Below are 23,182 nucleotides of genomic sequence, written 5' to 3'. Positions count from 1 at the left end.
TCTCCCTGTCACGATTTTCTACAAGTCTTCCACCAAGCTGGATATACTGTCCAAATCCTCTGCCGTTAATGATTGGCTGCTGAAATCGCTCAGCGTCTTTTCTGTGTTCTGTTTTTCAGCACAGTGTTTCATAATATCCTGCAAATAGCATTCAATCATGGTGATGAGCCCCTCCATTGTACCCCTGTGAAACCGTGCCGGAGGATAGCTGAGCTGAAAATGAAGCTGATTTTCTGCTGCCATCGCACTCATCTCAATAAGCTGCTCCCGCTTCCAAGTAGGAGTGATGTCCTTACCGCTCCCAAGACCGGATGGGCGGAAACGGTCTTGACTTTCTATGTCGTTGAACTGCCCTAAATAGTTAAAGCCGATTTCAGGTGTTTTTGAAAACACCATGCTTTTATGTTCGGGAGATGTAAGATATTTCAACATGCCGTACCCTACCCCTTTGTTCGGTATCCGGCCCAATGTATCTTTCACGGTTTTAACTGCGGTTCCAAGCTCATCCGCTTGATTTTCAAAGTCAATAAGGACGGGGTAAATGGATGTAAACCAGCCAACCGTCCGGCTGATGTCTAAATCCGGCAGAATGTGTTCTCTTCCGTGTCCCTCCATTGCCATACGGAGCTTGCTGCCCCCTGTCCAGTCACAAATTGCTAAGGAAGCCGCCGTCAATAGAATATCTTGTGTATCTGTGCCATAAGCGTGGTTTACCTTTTGCAGCAAGACCGCGGTGTCTGCTTCAGTGAGTGAAAAGCGCAATGTTTCCCTTTCACTGCTGTTCATATTCTCCATATAAGGCATTTCATATGGCAGTTCCGCTGCTTTTTCCTCTTCAACCGTCCGCCAGTACGTTTCCTCGCGAATCAGCTTGCTGCTTTGGGCATAATCTTGAACTCGCCGTGCGTATTCCTGATAGGAATCTGTTTTAGGCGGAAGCTGTATAGCCTGTCCTGAAGCTGCTTGATGATATGCCGCTGACAGGTCCTCCAGTAAAATTCTCCATGATACCCCATCAACGACCAAATGATGAATCGTGAGAAATAAATAATCTCCGGACAGCGTTTTAAACCAAGCGGCATGCAGTAATGGTCCTTGTTGGAGATTGATACTTTGCTGAAGATTTGCCACTTCTTCTTTAATGCTCGTTTCCCAATCGATTCCCGGATCTGAAAAATCAGAAATCCTTAAGCTGTACAGTTTGGATTCATGAATATCTTGGTTGATTTGCATCTGTTGTCCGCCATCTTCCCGATAAATCATCCGCAGGGCATCATGATGCTCTGCCAGTTTTTTTAATGATGCGCGCAGTGCATTTTCCGACAAACAATCAGGGCTAAACAGCATGACAGACTGGTTAAAATGGTGTCTTTCTTTTATATCCTGAGAGAGGAACCAATGCTGAATAGGTGTCCATGGGACAGCTCCCTGAACAGATCCTTGGTCTATTACTCTTTCTGTCTTCCGGATGACTGCTGATAAATCTTTTATTTTGGGATGGCGGAATAAATCGCTTGCATGCAAGCTCCATCCATAACGTCCGAGGCGCGCGGATACTTGAAGAGCCTTAATTGAATCTCCGCCTAGTTCAAAAAACGAATCTTCTATTCCGATCCTCTGTGTCCCGAGAACCTCCTGCCATATGATCGCAAGCTGTTCTTCAAGGTCATTTCGAGGCGGGACGTACGTTTGTTTAGATGTGATATCTGGTTCAGGCAGTGCTTTTCGGTTCAATTTTCCGTTGGCAGTGAGCGGGAGAGCATCCATTTCTATCACATAGGCCGGCATCATATAGCCTGGCAGCATTTGAGAAAGGTGAGTACGCACTTGTTCAGCATCAGTACCCTCTTTTACGCTTATATAGGCGTAAAGCTCCTTGGTGCCTAATTGTCCTGTTCGCGCCAATACGGCTGCTTCTTTGACACCGTCTATATGACGAAGCGCTGATTCAATCTCACCGAGCTCAACCCGGTACCCTCTTATTTTTACCTGATCATCGACACGGCCTACATATTCAATTGTGCCGTCCGGTAGCCAGCGTGCCAGATCACCGGTACGGTACATTTGTTCGCCGGGCGCAAATGGATTTGGCACAAATTTCTCTTTCGTCAGGTCTGGTCGACCAAGATAGCCTCTTGCCACACCATCTCCGCCGACACACAGTTCACCGACAGCTCCGATCGGCTGCAGCATTCCCCATTTATTTAAGATAAATGCGGTTGAATTACCAATCGGCCGGCCGATCGGAATGGAATGTTCATACAGTTTTTCAATGTGAAAACAAGTCGAAAATGTTGTATTCTCAGTCGGCCCATATCCGTTCCAGATTGACAATTCCGGGCATGCTTGCTTGATTCGATTGACATGACTGGCTGACAGAGCTTCTCCGCCAATAATCAGATTTATGAGCCGGGAAAATATTTTCTCATTCTGTTCTGTTAAATGGTTGAAAAGAGATGCAGTCAGCCACATTGTGGTGATTCCGTTTTGTTCTATGTATCTCTTAAGCTGATGGGAATCCAGAAATGTTTCTTTATCTGTGAGATGCAAAGCAGCGCCATTTAGCAGCGGCCCGAGTATTTCAAATGTAACGACATCAAAACCAAGTGAAGAAGTCAGCAGAAGCCGGTCTTCAGGTGTAAATTCAATGTAATTGCTGTTTTTGACAAGACGGATCACACTTCGCTGCTCAATCATGACACCCTTCGGTTTGCCGGTTGATCCTGAGGTATAGATGATATAAGCGAGTGAATGTGGCCCTGCTGGAGATTCAAAGTTCTTCGTTTCTCCTTGTCCTTGAATCTCTTCGATGACGATTTTCTCACATTTAAGCTCTAAGTCTAATCGTTGATTGTTTGCTTTTTCAGATTGAAGGAGTATTTTTGCACCGCTGTCTGACAGCATATATGATATTCGGTCAGCGGGAAGATCCTTAGCAATAGGCAGATAGGCTCCTCCAGCTTTCAAAATGCCGAGCATTCCTGCTGCAATTTCTGGAGTTCGTGTTGTCAATAATGCAACTACAGTTTCAGGTCCAACTCCTTTTCTCCGAAGAACGGCAGCAATCCTGTTTGCCCGGATGTTCAGCTCCTTATACGTTAATGTTTGTTCATCGCCGGCCACAGCTATGGCATCAGGCGTTTGTGCAGCCTGTAACTCAAACAGCCTGCTGATGGTTTCATGTCTCGGATACTCTCTTTTTGTACAGTTGAGTTCATGGATAAGGAAATGAGTTTCATTCTCGTCCAATACATGTATTGTTCCAAGTGCCGCTTCGCTGTCTTGGATGATGGCGCGCAGCATATTCATTAAATATTGAAGCCACATTTCAATCGTATTTTTCTGATAGAGATCAGTGCTATATTCCATTTGAAACATCATAGAACCATTAGCTTCCTCGTACGCATATAGGGTTAAATCGAACTTTGAGACCTGATGTTCCACATTTGTTGCGGGCCGGAGACACAGGTCCTTCAGCTGCATGGATTCTTGGTCCATATTCTGAAGCACAAACATCACATCAAACAGCGGATTTCGGCTCATATCCCTCGTCATGCCGAGCTTATCGACAAGCTCTTCGAACGGATAATCCTGATGTTCGTAAGCTTCCAAGGCGGTCTCGCGCACTTCCTGCAAAAATTGCGCAAACGGCTTCCCGCCCTCCGGGCGTGTGCGAAGCGCCAGGGTGTTGACGAACATTCCAAGTATCGGCTCAAGATCTTTGTGAGGACGTCCGGCAATTGGTGACCCGACGATGATGTCTTCCTGTCCGCTTAAGCGCGCCAATAACGCTGTGTAAGCTGCAAGGAGCACCATGTACAGAGTGCTTCCGTTCTCTCGTGCGAGCTTGTGAAGCCCGGCTGTGAGTTCTTGATCGAGCGTAAATGAGACTTGATCACCCGCAAAGCTTCGCACCGGCGGACGGGCGTAATCAGCCGGCAGGACCAGTACGGGCAGCTCGCCTTCGAGCTGCTTCAGCCAGTATGCCTCCTGCGTCTTGTACGTGTCTCCTTTTTTAAAGGCCTCCTGCCATACGGCATAGTCTTTATATTGAATGTGAAGCGCAGGTAGCTCCTGATTGGCGTACAGCTCCCCGAATTCCCGAATGAGCGTATTGACTGACACACCGTCTGAAATAATGTGATGCATATCGACCAGTAATAGATGCCGCCCGTCTGATACCTTGACGATCCCCGCTCGGAACAGCGGAGCTTGGCTGAGTTCAAACGGCTGGATAAACGCTGCCGCGGCTTCCTGTTCAGTTTGTCCGCCGAGCACAGAGGTGCGGAATGTAAACGGCACTTCGTCATGGATGCGCTGAACCGGCTCGCCGTCTGTGTCCGTTGTAAAGGACGTCCGCAGTGACTCGTGGCGTTTGATCAGCTTTTTGAATACAGCATCCATTCTTGTAAGATCCAGCTTTCCTTCCAGCTCCAAGACTGCCGGCATATTGTAGCCTGTGCCTCCATCCTCCAGCTGCTGGAGCACATACATCCGCTTTTGGGCGGAGGAAACCGGGTAGGTCTCGCGTTTTTCAGCCGGCTTAATGGCTTCATACGGACTTTCCGTTCCTTCGCTGATGACAGAAGCCAAACCTTCTACCGTCGGATGGGCGAACACATCCTTCAGCGGCACTTGGACGCCGAATTCCTTGGCGATCCGGGAGACAAGCGCGGTGGCTTTTAAGGAATGGCCGCCCCGGTCAAAAAAGTTGTCGTGAATGCCGACAGGTCCGCTTTTCAGCACTTCCTCCCATAGCTGGGAAAGCTTCATCTCTGTCAGGTTTCTCGGCGCTGTGTAGGTTTCCCGATCTGCCGCTCCGCCCGGAGCAGGCAACGCTTTTCGGTCGAGCTTTCCGCTCGGGGTAACCGGCCATTGTTCCATCTCGATGATATGAGCAGGAATCATATAGCCCGGAAGCAATGTCTCAAGCTGCTTGCGCACTTCATTTCTCCCGAGCCCTTCCGCATACGCACATAATTCCGCCTCGCCGCTTTCTGTACGAACAGTCACAGCCGCTTCCCGCACGCCTTCTATGCTTCTGAGCGCCGCTTCGATTTCTCCCGGCTCAATCCGGTAGCCGCGGATTTTTACCTGGTCATCCAGACGGCCGAGGAATTCAACCTGTCCGCCTGGGAGCCAGCGCGCCAAATCACCCGTTTTGTACATGCGTTCTCCCGGATAAAATGGATCATCAAGAAAACGTTCTTCTGTTAATTCCGGACGATTCAAGTAGCCTCTGGCGACCCCGGATCCGGCAATATACAATTCTCCCGCTACGCCGACAGGCTGTACGGCTAAATGAGGATCTAATACATACAGACGCGCGCCAGGCACGGGTTTTCCGATCGGAAGGCGTAAGCGATTCTTGTCCAGCTCAGGATCACACGCGTAAAATGCGGCATCAACGGTTGCTTCTGTCGGCCCGTAGCCGTGAACCAGCGATGTCTCCGGCAGCAAAGAAGCGAAACGGGCTGCCGTATGGGGAGCAAGCGGTTCACCTCCGGCGAATACGCGCTTCAGGCTTCTCGGTGCCTCTATTTCCGCTTGATCCAAAAAGCTGTTCAGCATGGCCGGAATAAAATGGGCCGTTGTAACGCCTTCCTCCCGAATGGCTTTTACCATCAATGCCGGGTCTTTCTCCCAGCCGGACGGAAGCAGATAGGCCGAAGCACCTGAAAGCGTCCACCAAAACAGCTGCCAGACAGATGCATCAAAGGAAAAAGACGTTTTCATCATAATGATGTCGTCTTCCTCTAAAGGAAACTGCATCTGCATGCCGGTCAGAAAGGAAACAGCCTGGCGGTGCTCCACGGCGACCCCTTTCGGCCGTCCAGTGGAGCCCGACGTATAGATCACATAGGCGAGAGAATCGCTGTCTGCTTGATGAAGAGAGTGACATTCAGATTCTTCATTCGCAAGCGCCGTCATATCCACTTCCAGTGTCTTTCCGGAAAAATCAGGTGCCTTTAATCCCGGCTGCGTCAGCAACAATGCTGCCCCGCTGTCTTTCAGCATATAGCTCAGCCGCTCCTCTGGATATGCAGGATCAAGAGGCACATAAGCCCCGCCTGCCTTTAATACGGCGAGAACGGCTGTCAGCATGTCCGGCGAACGCTCGCTTAGAACACCAACAATGCTTTCCTTTGTGATACCATGCGCCGTAAGGCGCGCTGCCAGCCTATTAGCGTACATGTCAAGCTGCGCGTAAGTCAGCGAGCCGCCAGAAAAGCGTAAGGCCGTCCGATCCGGCGTCAAAGCCACCTGACGTTCAAACAGCCCGTGCAGCGTCGGAGCTAACGCTGAAACAGCTCCCGTCGTATTATATTCAGCAACCATTTTCTGTGTTTTGTCATGATCTAGTAACGTCATCTTTGAAACAGGAAGAGAAGGATCAGAGATGACAGCTGAAATCATATGCTGTAAATAATCTTTTATCTCAGCTATTATGCCAGGCTCATATAAACCTGTATGAAAATTGATGCGCACGAACAATGTGCGGCCTGGAATCACTTTGACGCTGCAACCATAATTAGTCTCCTCCGCCATCGCAAAGTTTTCCACTGAGAAACCGAACGATCCAGTCTGGTTTAGTCCTTCAATTTCTTGCTGGGTCGGCACGTTTTCAAACACGATAATATGATCAATGAGCTCTTGTTTAAGAGCACTCTGTGCTTGAATGTCATATAGAGGGAAATAACTGTATGCTTCTGCTTCAGTCATTTCCTTTTGCATCCGGCTGACCAGGCCAGAGAAAGAAAGAGCTTTGCTTTGGACCCGGATGGGGATGGTATTGATAAAAAGGCCGACTATATTTTCTACATCCTCCAGCTCAGAGGGCCTGCCTGAGACGACTGATCCGAACACGGCATCGTCACAGCGATTGAATTTTTGCAGCAAAATTCCCCACAAAGCTTGGAAAACGGTGTTAAGCGTTGCACCGGATGCTGCTGCGATTTTCTGCAAATCGGACGTTTCTCTTTCAGAGATGGTAAACGTGACCTGCTGTAATTCACCTTCTGATACTAGCTCGTTTCTTTTTGGCAAAGAAGAAGCTTTCTCGAAATGCTGCAGCCGCTTTTTCCAATATTCAGCTGCCTCTTCACGATCCTGCTGCATCAGCCATTTAATATACGTTCCGTACGGCTGAACTGGCTGCAAATATGGAAGCCGCCCTTCTCCCAGCGCTTGATAAATGTGGAGAAAGTCTTTAATGATGATGCCTAAGCACCATCCGTCCATTAAAATATGGTGATGGCTCCAGATGCATACGTAACGCTCAGGCGCCCATTTTAAAACGGATATTCTCATCAGTACATCCGACTGAAGATCAAAGCCCCTTTTTTTATCTTGTTCCTTGAATGCTTCTGTACAATGTTCTTTCTCTCTCTCATTAAGATGAGAAATATCTTCAAAATGAACATGGCAAGGACGGTTTTTAAGCACCACCTGACGAGGTTTGGCTACATTTTTGTAGATAAAAGTCGTTCGAAAGATTTCATACCTGTCAAAAACAGCGTCCATACTTTTCTGGAAACGGTCTAAGTCAAGCTGCCCATTGATTGTAAAAGACGCTTGTTCAAAATAAGCTCTCGACTGTTCATCATACAGCGAATGAAAAAGCATCCCCTCCTGCATAAAAGACAAGGGATATATATCCTGTATTTCGGGTTGCTGCGGCATCAATGAATCTCCTCTCCTATAGTTTGTTGACGGCCCCCATAATCTCACTTAAATCCTCCAGCGTTAAATCCTCATCAGTAAAATCAGCGGCACTCCATTCGCGGTTTTCTTTGCCCGCGCAATGCTGAATCATGTTTTCAAGCGCATGTTTAAAATGATCGGCTAATGCTTGTATGGTTTGTTTCTTAAATTGAAGACGGTTATAAATAATGTGCATGTGCAGGCATCCTGATGAAACGGCTCCGCTGATATCAAGAACATAAGGACGCTCCCAATTCGGGCTGATTTCATTCCCTGTCTTAATATCAGAAATCTCAAAAGCTTTTGATTGAACATCCTGATCAAACTGGCCTAAGTAATTAAAGCTGATTTCCGGGTCGCTGTACTCAGAATCCCATATCTTATTGATATATTTCAGCACTCCATAGCCTGCGCCTTTATGCGGTATGCGGTGCAGCATGTCTTTTGTCTGTTTAATGTGTCGTCCCAGCCGCTCACCTTCATCCGTATAGTCAGAATCACTCATATCAAGCCATACAGGATAAATTGAAGTGAACCAGCCTACAGTTCTGTTCATGTCGATATTGTCAAGATAATCTTCTCTGCCGTGGCCCTCCATACTGATTTTGAAATGGTCAAGTCCCGTCCATTCCTGCAAAGCTAGGCCTAAAGCAGTCAGAAGGATATCATTCGTTTCCGTGTTGTATGCATTGTTTGCACCAGTTAACAGCAATTCTGTATCTTCACGAGACAGCTCGAAGTCAATTACTTCTGTATCTTTGAATGAGTTCGATGTGACCGAATGATCTTTGGGAATACGCTCAATATGCCGGTCCTCCCGCTCATTCCAATACGCGATTTCACGCTGCAGACGACGGCTCTTTGAATAGTCAGCCAATGTTTGTGCATAAGTGAAATATGAATCCGTTTTTTCCGGCAGTACGATGGGTTTTCCTGAGACTGCCTGTTCGTAAGCAATTGAAAAATCCTCAAATAAAATGCGCCATGAAACGGCATCAATGACTAAGTGATGGATCGTCAGAAACAAATGGTCTCCATCTTCGGCTTTAAACAAACCAGCATGAAGCAAAGGGCCAGTCTCCAGTCGAATAGTTTGCTGAATTTGGTTTGCCATTTCTTCAATCTGTTTGTGTGCTTCGGCTGACAAGCACTGTGCATTTTCGGCTGTATTTGAACGATGATCTCTTATATCAAACAGATCGAAGGCATATAGCTCCTCATCCGGAAGATCTGCTCCTCTGTTAACCTGTACAGGCTTGCCATCTTTGTAACGGCATATGATTCTCAGTGCGTCATGATGAGTCACCAAGCTTCTCAGTACATTTCTGAGTGCAATGTCATCAAACCGTTCAGCCCGGTAGAGCATGACAGATTGATTAAAATGGTGGGCTTCCAATGATTGTGAGAGAAACCATTGCTGTACAGGTGTCCAAGGCAGCTCGCCTTCGACTGGCGTTTGGTCAATTACGCGTACGGCTTTTCGAACGCGGGCGGACAGTTCACCAAGCGTCTGATGCTCAAACATCTCACGCACTGTCGTTTCATAGCCTCGCTGCTTCAGCCGTGCACACACCTGCAACGCTTTTATTGAATCCCCTCCAAGCTCAAAGAAATTTGCGCTGACACCTATCTCCTCCGCTTCGAGCAGTTCCTCCCAAATGTCAGCCATCGCCTTTTCAATCTCATTTCTAGGGCTGATATCATTCTCAGCTTGAGCGCGCTTATCTGGTTCCGGCAGGGCTTTCTGGTCGAGCTTGCCGTTAACCGTCAGCGGGATGCTGTCAATTTGGATCAAGCGGGCAGGCACCATAAAATCAGGCAGAACGGCTCTCAGGGCAGCCCTGATATCTGCTTCATTTACGACCTGTCCATCTTCCGCAACCAAGTAAGCATATACAGCGGATTGGCCTTGTTCATCATCTCTTGTGATGACAGCAGCCTCTTTAATTATTGGAAGCTGAAGCAGAGACGCCTGGATTTCACCGAGCTCGATGCGGTGTCCTCTCACCTTTACTTGATCATCAATGCGGCCCATATATTCCAGATCTCCACTTGCCAGACGCTTTGCAAGGTCTCCGGTTCGGTATAATCTGTCTCCCGGAAGATAAGGATTAGGTACAAATCGGGCCGCGGTCAGATCATCTCTGTTCAAATATCCCCGGGCTACACCTTCTCCGCCAATATACAGCTCTCCTGGAACTCCTGTAGGCTGTAGATTCATATGAGCATCCATCACATAAGCCTGAAGGGTTGCCAGCGGTTTTCCGATATTGCTTTTATTTTTTTCTATATCTGCTGAGGACAATTTCTTATATGTCACATGTACAGTTGTTTCAGTAATGCCGTACATATTGATCAGATCAGCATCAGGGTATTTCTCGTTCCAGGTTACAAGCATGCCGGGCTGTAAAGCTTCTCCGCCGAAAATAACGTATCGCACATGTAATCGGTCCGTATGGTTTTCTTCTTCATGAATGAGTCCGTAAAAAGCAGTTGGAGTCTGATTGAGTACTGTGACGCCCTCGTTTTTTAACAATAGGCGGAATGCGTTTGGATCGCGGGCTGTTTCTCTGGAGACAACAACCAGCGTACTTCCATTCAGCAACGCTCCGAACATTTCCCATACTGAGAAATCAAAGCAATATGAATGAAATAAAGTCCAAACGTCCTCACTGCCAAAATCAAAAGGCAGGTCCTGATGCTTCAATAGACTAATCACATTACGGTGCTCGACAACGACGCCCTTTGGCTGCCCAGTGGTTCCAGATGTATAAATCACATAAGCTGGCTGGTCTGCTAATGTTTCTTGCGCTTTCAAATCAGGCGAAATCAATTCGTTTTCGGCGTCATTCAGGTATAAAATTTGCCCATGGTAATCCGCCGGCTTGTTGTGTCCGTGCTCTGTCAGGAGAATTCTCGCCCCGCTGTCATTCAGCATAAAGCTGATGCGTTCTTGAGGATATTCAGGGTCAATCGGCAAGTATGCCCCTCCGGCCTTTAGAATAGATAAAACGCCAATCACCATATCAGGCGATCGATCAAACATTAAACCGATGATATCCCCGGATCGGACTCCTTGTTTCATCAGCATAGCCGCTGTCCGTTCTGCTTTTTCATTCAGGTCCCGATAAGTCAGCCGTATATGATCGCATACGACTGCGGTATGTTCGGGATGTTCAGCTGCTTGTTTTTCAAATAAACGAACGATGCTTTCATCTCTTGGATAGTCAGCATACTGACCCATCGTTTCAAGAAGCAATTCGCGCGCTGGAGCAGATAGCAATTGCATTTCCGAAAGCTTCCTATGGATATCAGACGTTATTCCTTTCACCAGCTCAATAAAATGGGAAGCCCATCTTGCAATGGTCTCTTCTTCAAACAGCGCGGTACTGTATTCGAAGCGGCAGCGAATGCCATCGGAATGCTCCTCAGCGTGTAATGTCAAATCGAATTTAGATACATTGTGTGACGGGGTTACAGACGAGATAGATAAACCAGGCACTTCAAACCGGAAATCTTCGCTGTTTTGAAGCACGAGCATCGCGTCAAACAGCGGATTGCGATTTACCTCCCGTTTCGTTTCAAGCTTATTGACGAGCTCTTCAAAAGGATAATCCTGATGCTCGTATGCAGTCAGAGCAAGTTCGCGAATTTCCTGCAAATAAGAGCTGAACGTTTTGCGGCCCTCAGGCTGGCATCGCATAGCTAATGTATTGACAAACATCCCGATGACTCGCTCCAGATCAGCGTGCGGTCTCCCGGCAGCAGGCGAGCCGACAACGATATCCTCCTGCCCGCTCAGTTTGGAAAGCATGATGGAATAGACAGCCAGAAGGAGCATATACATCGTCGTTCCCGTTTCAAACATCAAGCGGTGCAGTTCTTCCGCCGTTCTTTTATCAATGTTTACTTCAAATGTTCCGCCGCTGAAATCAGGCAGAAGCGGCCTCGTTTTATCAAGCGGCAAATCCAATACTGGAAGGCTGCCGCCAAGCTGCTTCAGCCAGTAGGCCTCCTGTTTGCTGTAATGCGTTTCCGGAAACTTCTCCTGCTGCCAAACCGCAAAATCCTTATAATGCAGGTTTAAAGCTGGAAGCTCTTTTCCGCAATAAAGATCAGTGAATTCTTGGACGAGTGTACTCATGGAGATTCCGTCAGCAATGATGTGATGCATATCAAGCAACAAATAGGCTCTTTCTTTTTCGAGAGATATCAAGCTTGCTCTAAAAAGCGGTCCCGCGGTGAGATCAAACGGTTTGATAAAGGACGAGATCGCAGACTGCAGCATTTGCTCTGAGTCAATTTCAAGCTCTTTCAGATCAGCTGTCAGCGCCGGATGAATCTTTTGCACTGGCTCTCCGTTGTTCAGTTCAAATGCCGTACGCAATGATTCATGCCGATTCACAAGCTCTGTGAGAACTTTTCTCAATCTCCCGCGATCCAGATGTCCTCGCAGTTCCAGTACCGCCGGCATGTTGTAACCTGTGCTGTCATCTGCCAACTGGTAAAGAGCGTATAATCTTTTTTGCGAGAAAGACAGCGGATAAACATCTCTAAAATCCGCAGGTTCAATCTGCGTAAAAGCATGCTCATGTAAACTCATCAGTTTGGCTGCCATGCTTTCCACGGTCGGATAAGAAAAAACGTCACTGAGCGGCAGCTCGATATTCAGCCGTTTATGTATTCTTGATACGAGTGTGGCTGCTTTTAAGGACTGTCCGCCTAATTGAAAGAAATCATCGCGAATACCGATTTGATTTTTGTTCAGCACCTCTTCCCAAATGCGTGCCAGTTCCGTTTCCATTAAGGTTTGTGGCGGCATGTACGTTAAGCTAGTTGTGTTTTCTGGTTCCGGAAGTGCGGAACGGTCGAGCTTCCCGCTGGATGTTAACGGCATTTGAGTGATTTTGATGATGCTTGCGGGAATCATATAGGACGGCAATGTACCGGCAAGATGCTGGTGCAGATTCGGAAGGCCGTTTCCTTTTTCCGGAACGATATAAGCAACGAGTTCCTTTTCCTCATCAGAAACATCACGGGCCAGCACTGCAGCTTCCTTCACTCCAGATGCTTGCCGAAGAACAGTTTCAATCTCACTTAATTCAATGCGATATCCCCTGATTTTTACCTGATCATCAAAACGTCCAATATATTCAATCGTGCCATCAGGCAGGAAGCGCCCTGCATCCCCGGTTCGATATAAGCGTTCCCCTTTAAGGAATGGATGGTCTGTGAATGCTTTCTCTGTTAGCTCTGTCCGCTTATAGTACCCCTGGGCGAGACCCGCGCCGGAAATACACAGTTCACCCGCCGCGCCTATCGGCTGCAGCTGCTCTCCTTGTAAAATATATACTTTTGTATTGGCGATCGGGTGTCCGATCGTGATTCTCTCTTCTTCGTTCAGATGACGAAGGATTGTTGTTGCCACACTGTTTTCTGTCGGTCCATATTCATTTGCAAGTTCAGCGGAGGGACAAATCTTTCTGCTGGTCTCAAGCAGGTCGGGAGTCACTGCCTCGCCCGCAAATGTCACGATACGAAGACTTTTTGCATCTTCAGCAGTCAGCACTTCTAATAACACCCGGTACAAGGAAGGAACAATAAGCATATGACTAACCTTGTATTGAGCTATTTTCCGTCTGAGGGCGAGCACGTCCTTCGCTTCGTTATCTGTTGTCAGCAACACGCATGCGCCGGACAGAAGCGGAGTAAACAAGCTCGTCACGCAGCCGTCGAAAACATAGGAAAACAGATGAAGTGCTGTATCCCCTTCGCTCATGCCGTACTCTTCCCGTCTCCACTGCAAGGTATTTGCAATTCCTTGATGGTCAACGAGCACTCCTTTTGGCCGTCCTGTCGTTCCTGACGTATAGATCAGGTAGGCAAGCTCACCAATCGATGCATCAGGAGAATCCGTTCTGTAATGTGTTGTATGTCCTGATGTCACAATACTGCCTTCATAGCCTGACGGGATGGATGAAATAAGTTCTTCTTCTGTCAGTAAGAGAGCTGCTTGACTGTCATGCAGCAGAAAAGAAAGCCGCTCTTTCGGATAACTTGGATCAAGAGGCAGATAAGCGCCTCCGGCTTTCCAAATTCCAAGCAGGGCAGCAGCCATGTCCATTGACCGTTCCATCATCACAGCGACAATCCCGCCAGATCCAGCTCCCTTTTCTATCAGGGCGTGTGCAATCTGATTGGCTCTTTCATCTAATTGCCGATATGTCCGGCACTCATCTCCCATTCTCAAAGCAGCCGCGTCAGGTGTTTTAAGAGCCTGTTCCTCAAATAATTGGGATAGCGTTTTATTTGGATAATGGCGCTCCGTTTCGTTAAACGATTGAATGAGCTTTCGTTCTTCAGTAGGCACAATGTTGATGCTGTCGACAGCAATATCGGGATTTGACAAAATACAATCCATTGCCTCCATGAGGTGCCCTTGAATCCGAAGCACCTCTTCACGTTCATAAACGGCGGCATTGTAGCTGAATTTAATATAAAATGATTCACCTGGAACGATGACAACGTTAAGGTCATAGCTGGTTTGTTCTGACATAGAAATGTCATCAAGCTTCAATGCGTTTTCGTCATTTTCGCTTTGCCTATTGACTGCCTGCTGAAGCTGTACAGGATAATTTTCAAAGACAAGAATATGATCGATCAATCCTTGCTTCAAAGCACTGCGGTTTTGAATCTCGTAAAGCGGATAATAACCATGCTGCTCAGAACGTAAAGTATCCTCCTGCACGGATTTGACAAGCGTAGAAAATCTCATTTTCTCTGCAGATCGAATACGCACCGGAACAGTGTTAATAAACAAGCCGACCATTGACTCGATCCCGTCAATCGCTGACGGACGTCCGGAAACAACAGAGCCGAAGACCGCGTCATCCGTACCGTTGTAACGATGTAGAAGAACACCCCATAGACTCATAAATAAAGTGTTTAATGTAACTCCCCAATTTTGAGCAGCTGCTGTCAATTTCTGAACGATAGCCGGCTCTAAAGAAAAACGGATATTTGCGGCTTCATATTCCCCGTTCGCTGAGCGGCTTTTTAGTTTGGGAATAGAAGCGGTATTGCCGTACTCCTGCAGATAATCTCTCCAGTATGCAGCGGTTTCTTCTTGATCTTGTTCTCCGAGCCATTCAATATAACGGCTGTACGGCACCGTGCTATCGAGCTGTACAGGCCTGTTATTTTTAAGTGAGTCATACATGCTGAAGAATTCTTTGAGGATGATGCCCAGGCACCAGCCATCCATGATGATATGGTGATGCGTCCAGACACATGTATATGTGCTGTCTCCTCTATCAAAAAGCGTGAGCCGCATTAACGGATCTTTTTGCAAGTGAAACCCTTTTTCCCGGTCCTGCTGCATAAAGTCTTCTATCAGAGCAAGCTGCTCATCATGTTTCAGGTGAGAAAGATCTTCCCTTTGTACGGTCAATTCCCGGTTTGTCAGCACAACTTGCTGCGGCCCAGTGAGGTCTGGAACCTCCTTAATGAATATGGTTCTGAAAATATCGTATCGGGAAACAAGAAGATTTAAGCTTTTTTGAAACGAATCGATACACAGGCTGCCTGTAATGGTAAACGAGGTTTGTTCCACATAGGCTTTAGAGCTGAAATCAAGCAGTGAATGAAACAGCATCCCTTCCTGCATGTACGATAACGGATAAATATCTTGGATCTGTGTTGCTTGCGTCATCAATTCCACACACCTTTTCCAAAAGTTAAAGATCTTTAACGAGATTTTCGATGCTAGATAATGCGGATGGCGTTAGTTCTTTGTTGCTGAAATCGCTCAGCGTTTTTTCTCGTTCTTTTTTCTTTGTACAATGCTCAATGATCTCAATAAGATGACTGTGAAAGCTGTCCATCAAACACTGAATTGTGTTTTCGTGGAACACCCGGGTGTATACTGCTTTGACTTGCAGGCGTCCGTCTGTTATCAGAGCATTAATATCGAGCTCGTACTCTCTTTCTCTCTCCCCCGCTATTTCGTAACGAGGCTGATAAGAAGACAGTTGAAACAAATCAGAACCCTCACCTTCGCTGAATTGTCCAAGATAATTGAAGCTGATCTCAGGCTCTTTATGCTGTATGGCTCCCTTTTGTACTAATAAGCCGTAGCCCGATCCCTTATGCGGCACTCTTCTCAGTCTGTCCTTTGTCGCTTTGATTCTGTAACCGAGCTGATCTTCAGATGAATGCGGTGCACTCATGTCCAGAAGGATAGGATAAATAGAAGTGAACCAACCTACTGTTCGTGAAATATCAATATTCGGAACATGTCCTTCTCTTCCATGGCCCTCAGCGCTGATCACAATTTGTTCGTGTCCGCTCCATTCATAAAGCGCCATTCCTAAAGCGGTCAGCAAAAGTTCGTTGGCATCAGTACCATAGGCTTGCTGCGTTTCAAACAGCAGTTTTTTAGTCCAGTCACTGGCTAATACAAATGCAGCTGTTTCAGCACTGCTTTGATGCCTGTCCGACTCAGCCATGTCCTTAGGCAGAAAAACGTTATGAGCATCCAAAATCGTTTGCCAATATGTTATTTCTGATAACAATTGCCGGCTCCCGGCTATCTGTGCCAGACCGTTGGCATATGATAAATAAGAATCGCTTTTCGGCGGCAGTTTGATCTCTGTTTGCTCCAAAGACTGTTGGTAGGCTGCAGCTAAATCTTCAAGCAGAATCCTCCAAGAAACGCCATCTACAGCGAGATGGTGGATCGTAATCAGCAAATGGTCTCCCTCTCTCGTTTTAAACAATCCTGCTTGCAGCAAAGGTCCTTCTTTTACATTCATATTGCTTTGAAGCACGATTTCCTCAGCAGCAAATTTTTCTTTCAAGAGTGTGCCTTTTGCCTGTTCTTTTGTCCAATCCGCTAGATGAAATCCGAACAGTTCATTTTCAGTAATCTGAATACCGCGATTGTACTGAACGACACGCCCGGTATGATCCTGTGTAAACACCATGCGAAGCGCGTCATGATGCTCAGTCAATTTGCGCAGCGCTTGTCGAAGCGCGTCAGCATGAAACCCCTTTTCGCTGAAAAGCATGACCGATTGGTTGTAATGATCACGAAAAGCATGACGATGATCAAAAAATCTGCTCTGAATCGGTGTGAGATCCGCTTCACCTTCGATAGGCCTCTGTTCTGCCTGAGATATCAATGGAGTGATATGGCCGCTCAGCTCATGAACTGTTGGATAACGGAATAAATCTTGTATAGTCATGCTCCAGCCTTCAGCTGCCAGCCGGGCGGACACTTGCAGTGCTTTAATAGAGTCTCCTCCGAGCTCAAAAAAGGAGTCGTGAATGCCAACTCGAGACACGCTCAGCACGTCCTCCCATATCTGCGCTGTCATTCCCTGCAATTCGTTGACCGGTGCAGTATACGGCCGCGAGACAGCTTCATTTGGTGCCGGTAAGGCTCTTCTGTCCAGCTTCCCGTTTAATGTCAGCGGCATAGTTTCCAAAGGAATGATATGCGCAGGAACCATATATGCCGGCAGCATTTTTGATAAAGCACCGCGGAGAGCCGTTGTATCGGCATCGGAAGGCAGAATATACGCTGCCAAACGAGCCTGTCCATTCGTATCATTTTGAACCGCAACAACCGCTTCATTGACAAGTCCGGTTTGGAGGAGCACACTTTCAATTTCTTCTGTTTCGATTCTGTACCCGTTTATTTTTACTTGATGATCTATCCGGCCAAGAAGCCTGAGAGTGCCGTTTGGAAGCCAGCAAGCCAGATCCCCTGTTCTGTACAGTCTTTCTCCGGGCACAAATGGATTTTCTGTAAATTTCTTTTCCGTTAATTCAAATTTTCCGTGATAGCCCTTGGCAACGCCGGCTCCGCCGATACAAAGCTCGCCGGCAATACCGATCGGCTGTATTTGGTCAGTCTGGCTGAGTACGTACAGTTTTACATTGGGAAGCGGGATGCCGATCGGTACGCTGTCTCCCGAATACTCTTCACCCATATTCATTTCATAGTAACTTGAATCGATCGTGGCCTCTGTGACCCCGTAACTATTGATTAAGCGCATTTTGTTTCCGAAACGGTCCGCCAGTGTTTTGAAATCATGGGCTTTCACCATATCCGAACCAAGAATAAGGATGTCTAAGTCAGGAAGACTAAGCTGGTTGCGGTAAACATATTCCATAAATGGGACAATGAGTGCCGGTGTTGACTCCATGATCGTGATACGCTGGCGGTTCATCAATGCATATAATTCAGCAGGTTCAAGCCTTGTTTCATCAGGACAAATGACTAGAGTCCCTCCGTTGGCCAATGTTCTCGCCAAGTCTCCTGAAAAGACATCAAAGGAAAAGCTCGCCATTTGAAGCAGCCTGACAGGCATTTGATCGAGCTGATATATGCTCCGCCATGCAAGAACAGCATGAGCAAAGTTGCGGTGCGTAACGATAACGCCTTTAGGCGCACCGGTTGTTCCTGACGTATAAATGATATATGCCGAGTCCTCCGGGGCAGGAGATGAAGAAAGGTTGCATCTTTTTGCTTCATAGAAACTTTCATCATCAAGACAGACGCGAGAAATATCACCTATATCTGAGCCTGCAATCAAATGCTTTACTTCATTCTGTAAAAGAAGAATTTCAGCCCCGCTGTCTTTGAGAAGATATTCAACCCGGGCTTTTGGATAATGAGAATCTATCGGAATATACACGCCGCCGGCTTTCATAACAGCTAAAATGCCAACAATAGCATCAATGGATCGCTCCGCTAAAACAGCAACGATTGGCTGCGTCTCTTTTCCTTTTTCTTGCAGCGTACGCGCCAGACGATTGGCTTTTTCGTTGAGATGGCGATAGCTGATCTGTTTTTCACCGTCAATAACAGCAATATGCTCCGGTGTCTCTTCAGCCCTCTTTTCAAACATGCGATGAAAAACGGTATCAGTTTGAGAACATTCAACGTGGGTTTTGTTGAGTTCTATCAAAATCTTTTGTTTTTCTTTTTCGCTGAGTATATCCACTTGTGAAAGAGTTGTATTAGGATTTGACGTGGCAGCACGCAAAAATTCAGTAAAATGAGCTGTCCAGCGTTCAATTGTCGTTCTCATAAATACGTCGGTACTAAATTCCATGTCACATTTGATGACTCCATCTGATTCAGCCGCCATCAACGTCATGTCAAATACAGAAATTTGATGAATGACATTTGCAGGCCGGGCTTTTATGTCTCCAAGATGAATGTCTTGTTTGTCCATATTTTGAAGAATAAACATCGCATCAAACACTGGATTTCGGCTCATATCCCTTGTTACGCCGAGCTTGTCGACAAGCTCTTCGAACGGATAATCCTGATGTTCGTAAGCTTCCAATGCAGTCTCGCGCACTTCCTGCAAAAATTGCGCAAATGGCTTCCCGCCCTCCGGGCGTGTCCGAAGCGCCAGCGTATTGACGAACATTCCAAGTATCGGCTCAAGGTCTTTGTGAGGACGTCCGGCAATTGGTGACCCGACGATGATGTCTTCCTGTCCGCTTAAGCGCGCCAATAACGCTGTGTAAGCTGCCAGGAGCACCATGTACAGGGTGCTTCCGTTCTCGCGTGCGAGCTTGTGAAGTCCGGCTGTAAGTTCTTGATCAAGCGTAAATGAGACTTGATCACCCGCGAAGCTTCGCACAGGCGGCCGGGCGTAATCAGCCGGCAGGTCCAGTACGGGCAGCTCGCCTTCGAGCTGCTTCAGCCAGTACACCTCCTGCGTCTTGTACGTGTCTCCTTTTTTAAAGGCCTCCTGCCATACGGCATAGTCTTTATATTGAATGTGAAGCGCAGGTAGCTCTTGATTGGCGTACAGCTCCCCGAATTCCCGAATGAGCGTATTGACTGACACACCGTCTGAAATAATGTGATGCATATCGACCAGTAATAGATGCCGCCCGTCTGATACCTTGACGACCCCCGCTCGGAACAGCGGAGCTTGGCTGAGTTCAAACGGCTGGATAAACGCTGCCGCGGCTTCCTGTTCAGTTTGTCCGCCGAGCACAGAGGTGCGGAATGTAAACGGCACTTCGTCATGGATGCGCTGAACAGGCTCGCCGTCTGCGTCCGTTGTAAAGGACGTGCGCAGTGACTCGTGGCGTTTGATCAGCTTTTTGAATACGGCCTCCATTCTTGTAAGATCCAGCTTTCCTTCCAGCTCCAAGACTGCCGGCATATTGTAGCCTGTGCCCCCATCCTCCAGCTGCTGGAGCACATACATCCGCTTTTGGGCGGAGGAAACCGGGTAGGTCTCGCGTTTTTCAGCCGGCTTAATGGCTTCATACGGACTTTCCGTTCCTTCGCTGATGACAGAAGCCAAACCTTCTACTGTCGGATGGGCAAACACATCCTTCAGCGGCACTTGGACGCCGAATTCCTTGGCGATCCGGGAGACAAGCGCGGTGGCTTTTAAGGAATGGCCGCCCCGGTCAAAAAAGTTGTCGTGAATGCCGACAGGGCCGCTTTTCAGCACTTCCTCCCACAGCTGGGAAAGCTTCATCTCTGTCAGATTTCTCGGTGCTGTGTAGGTTTCCCGATCTGCCGCTCCGCCAGGAGCAGGCAGCGCTTTTCGGTCGAGCTTTCCGCTCGGGGTAACCGGCCATTGTTCCATCTCGATGATATGAGCAGGAATCATATAGCCCGGAAGCAATGTCTCAAGCTGCTTGCGCACTTCATTTCTCCCGAGTCCTTCCGCATACGCACATAATTCCGCCTCGCCGCTTTCTGTACGAACGGTCACAGCCGCTTCCCGCACACCTTCAATGCTTCTGAGCGCCGCTTCAATTTCTCCCGGCTCAATCCGGTAGCCGCGGATTTTCACCTGGTCATCCAGACGGCCGAGGAATTCAACCTGACCATCTGGAAGCCATTGTGCTAAATCCCCTGTTTTGTACATGTGTTCTCCCGGATAAAATGGATCATCAAGAAAACGTTCTTCTGTTAATTCCGGACGATTCAAGTAGCCTCTGGCGACGCCGGCTCCGGCGATATACAATTCTCCCGCTACGCCGACAGGCTGTACGGCTAAATGAGGATCTAGCACATACAGACGCGCGCCAGGCACGGGTTTTCCGATCGGAAGGCGTAAGCGATCCTTGTCCAGCTCAGGATCACACGCGTAAAATGCGGCATCAACGGTTGCTTCTGTCGGCCCGTAGCCGTGAACCAGCGATGTCTCCGGCAGCAAAGAAGCGAATCGGGCTGCCGTATGGGGAGTAAGCGGTTCACCTCCGGCGAATACACGCTTCAGGCTTCTCGGTGCCTCTATTTCCGCTTGATCCAAAAAGCTGTTCAGCATGGCCGGAATAAAATGGGCCGTTGTAACGCCTTCCTCCCGAATGGCTTTTACCATCAATGCCGGGTCTTTCTCCCAGCCGGACGGAAGCAGATAGGCCGAAGCACCTGAAAGCGTCCACCAAAACAGCTGCCAGACAGATGCATCAAAGGAAAAAGACGTTTTCATCATAATGATGTCGTCTTCCTCTAAAGGAAACTGCATCTGCATGCCGGTCAGAAAGGAAACAGCCTGGCGGTGCTCCACGGCGACCCCTTTCGGCCGTCCAGTGGAGCCCGACGTATAGATCACATAGGCGAGAGAATCGCTGTCTGCTTGATGAAGAGAGTGACATTCAGATTCTTCATTCACAAGCGCCGTCATATCCACTTCCAGTGTCTTACCGGAAAAAACAGGTGCCTTTAATCCCGGCTGCGTCAGCAACAATGCTGCCCCGCTGTCTTTCAGCATATAGCTCAGCCGCTCCTCTGGATATACAGGATCAAGCGGCACATAAGCTCCGCCAGCCTTTAATACGGCGAGAACGGCTGTCAGCATGTCCGGCGAACGTTCGCTTAGAACACCGACAATGCTTTCCTTTGTGATACCATGCGCCGTAAGGCGCGCTGCCAGCCTGTTGGCGTACATGTCAAGCTGCGCGTAAGTCAGCGAGCCGCCAGAAAAGCGTAAGGCCGTCCGATCCGGCGTCAAAGCCGCCTGACGTTCAAACAGCCCGTGCAGCGTCGAAGCTACAGGCGAAACAGCTTTCGTTCTGTTAAACTCATACAAAACTTTTTCTTTCTCACGTTTTTCTGCCATATCTAATTCTTTTATAGTACTATGCGGATTTTGAAGTGCGTTTTCCAGCAACGTAAGCAGGTGGTGCTGAATCCGTTTAATGTCCTCAAGAGAAAATAAGGTATTTTGATAGTCGAAATTTAATTGAATGGCTCCAGTATCTATCCGCTCCTGTATTTGAACAGAAAGCTCATTCGCGGTGTATCCGCTGAAATAAAGCGCCGTCTCATAGTTCAAATCATCCGCTTTTTGCCACTGAAGCGGATGGTACTGCATTGATATACCGATCAGGTTGTGTAAATCCTTATGTTCTTTTCTTAATTCATTCACCAGCAAATTATAAGGAAATCTTTGGTGGCGCATGACTGAAAGCTGTTCTCTGCCGACACTGCGTGCAAAGGAAAGAAAATCGGCGTCAGAATCAACCGTTTTTCTGATTGGAAGAGAACTGACAAACATGCCAAGCATTTCTTTCTCCGCCTTTGACCCCCTGTTTCCATAGTAGGTTCCGATCGCAAGGTCCGTTTTAGAGGTGATGCGGCTGATACATATGTAAAATGAAGCCATAAATAAGGAAATCATACTGATTTTCTGTTCTTCGCAAAAAGCTTGGATGGTATGTGCTAGGTAAGGTGAAAGTGTGATAGTATCTCTCGATGCGGAGGTACTCTGCTTTTGTGAAGTGCTCTGTCCGGTTAGTGAGTGGTATACCGGAGGCTGTTGGTAGGTTTGCGTCCAAAACAAATGGTCTTTTTCAAAACGTGAAGATTGTAAGTACTGCCTCTCTTTTTCTATGTAGCTAATGTAGGAAGGCTCTTGCTCATCGGGTACAGGCTCCCCTTTTTTGATTTTTTGATACAGATCAATAATTTGATTTCCCATCAAATTTAAAGAGATGCCGTCCATGATAATATGATGGAATTTCGCATATAACCAAATCTCATGAGGATGGATTCTAAGGAGATAAAATTGATACAGAGGCGAATCAAGCAGCTTAAACGGAATTCTGGCTTGATCATGAATCCATTGCTCTGTTTCTGTCATTTCAGCATTTGTAAAATCTATTATTTCAAGTGATAATCCTTTGTATTCTGCAAGATACAGACGAGGCTCTGACTCCGATTCAATTCCTTCTGTCAGCTGGAACCTGATTGCATCATTACGGGAGATTGAAAGGTTCAGAGCCAGCTGAAGAGCATCAAGATCAACATCACCCCTGAATTTTACACAGGCGGTCAGATTACAGATGCTTGTACCAGGCTCCAACAGTTCAGTAAACCAAACTCTCCTTTGGGCATGAGTTAAACCATAAGTATTTTCTTTCAACGAATTCCCTCCAATTCTAATTTATAAGAGGATAAGAAACTGAAATAATTACAATAAAA

The 23,182-nt window shown here is 47.4% G+C and carries 3 protein-coding genes; all 3 read right to left on the bottom strand.

All coding sequences use genetic code 11. The features are described 5' to 3' along the window. Positions 1 to 18 precede the first annotated feature (18 nt). From fenE to fenC, 3 genes are read right to left on the bottom strand one after another with little or no spacing between them, the layout of a single operon-like run. Entirely contained in the window at positions 19 to 7,683 is a 7,665-nt protein-coding gene (gene fenE / locus LNN34_RS06185) for a fengycin non-ribosomal peptide synthetase FenE (RefSeq protein ID WP_229042999.1), read from the bottom strand. Positions 7,684 to 7,699: 16 nt separating this feature from the next. Then, a complete protein-coding gene (gene fenD / locus LNN34_RS06180) occupies positions 7,700 to 15,415 on the bottom strand; it encodes a fengycin non-ribosomal peptide synthetase FenD (protein WP_229042998.1) in 7,716 nt (2,571 codons plus the stop codon). Between the two features lie 25 nt (positions 15,416 to 15,440). Next, complete coding sequence (gene fenC / locus LNN34_RS06175; protein ID WP_229042997.1) at positions 15,441 to 23,123, bottom strand: fengycin non-ribosomal peptide synthetase FenC; 7,683 nt, start codon at positions 23,121 to 23,123, stop codon at positions 15,441 to 15,443. Positions 23,124 to 23,182: the final 59 nt, after the last annotated feature.

Source organism: Bacillus sp. AF23 (assembly GCF_020861455.1).
Taxonomy (GTDB): domain Bacteria; phylum Bacillota; class Bacilli; order Bacillales; family Bacillaceae; genus Bacillus; species Bacillus halotolerans.
This window is presented reverse-complemented; position numbering and strand designations above follow the sequence as displayed.

Coding starts and splice junctions, on each gene's coding strand:
- fenE (WP_229042999.1), bottom strand. CDS start 7,683: ATGCCGCAGCAACCCGAAATACAGGATATATATCCCTTGTCTTTTATG.
- fenD (WP_229042998.1), bottom strand. CDS start 15,415: ATGACGCAAGCAACACAGATCCAAGATATTTATCCGTTATCGTACATG.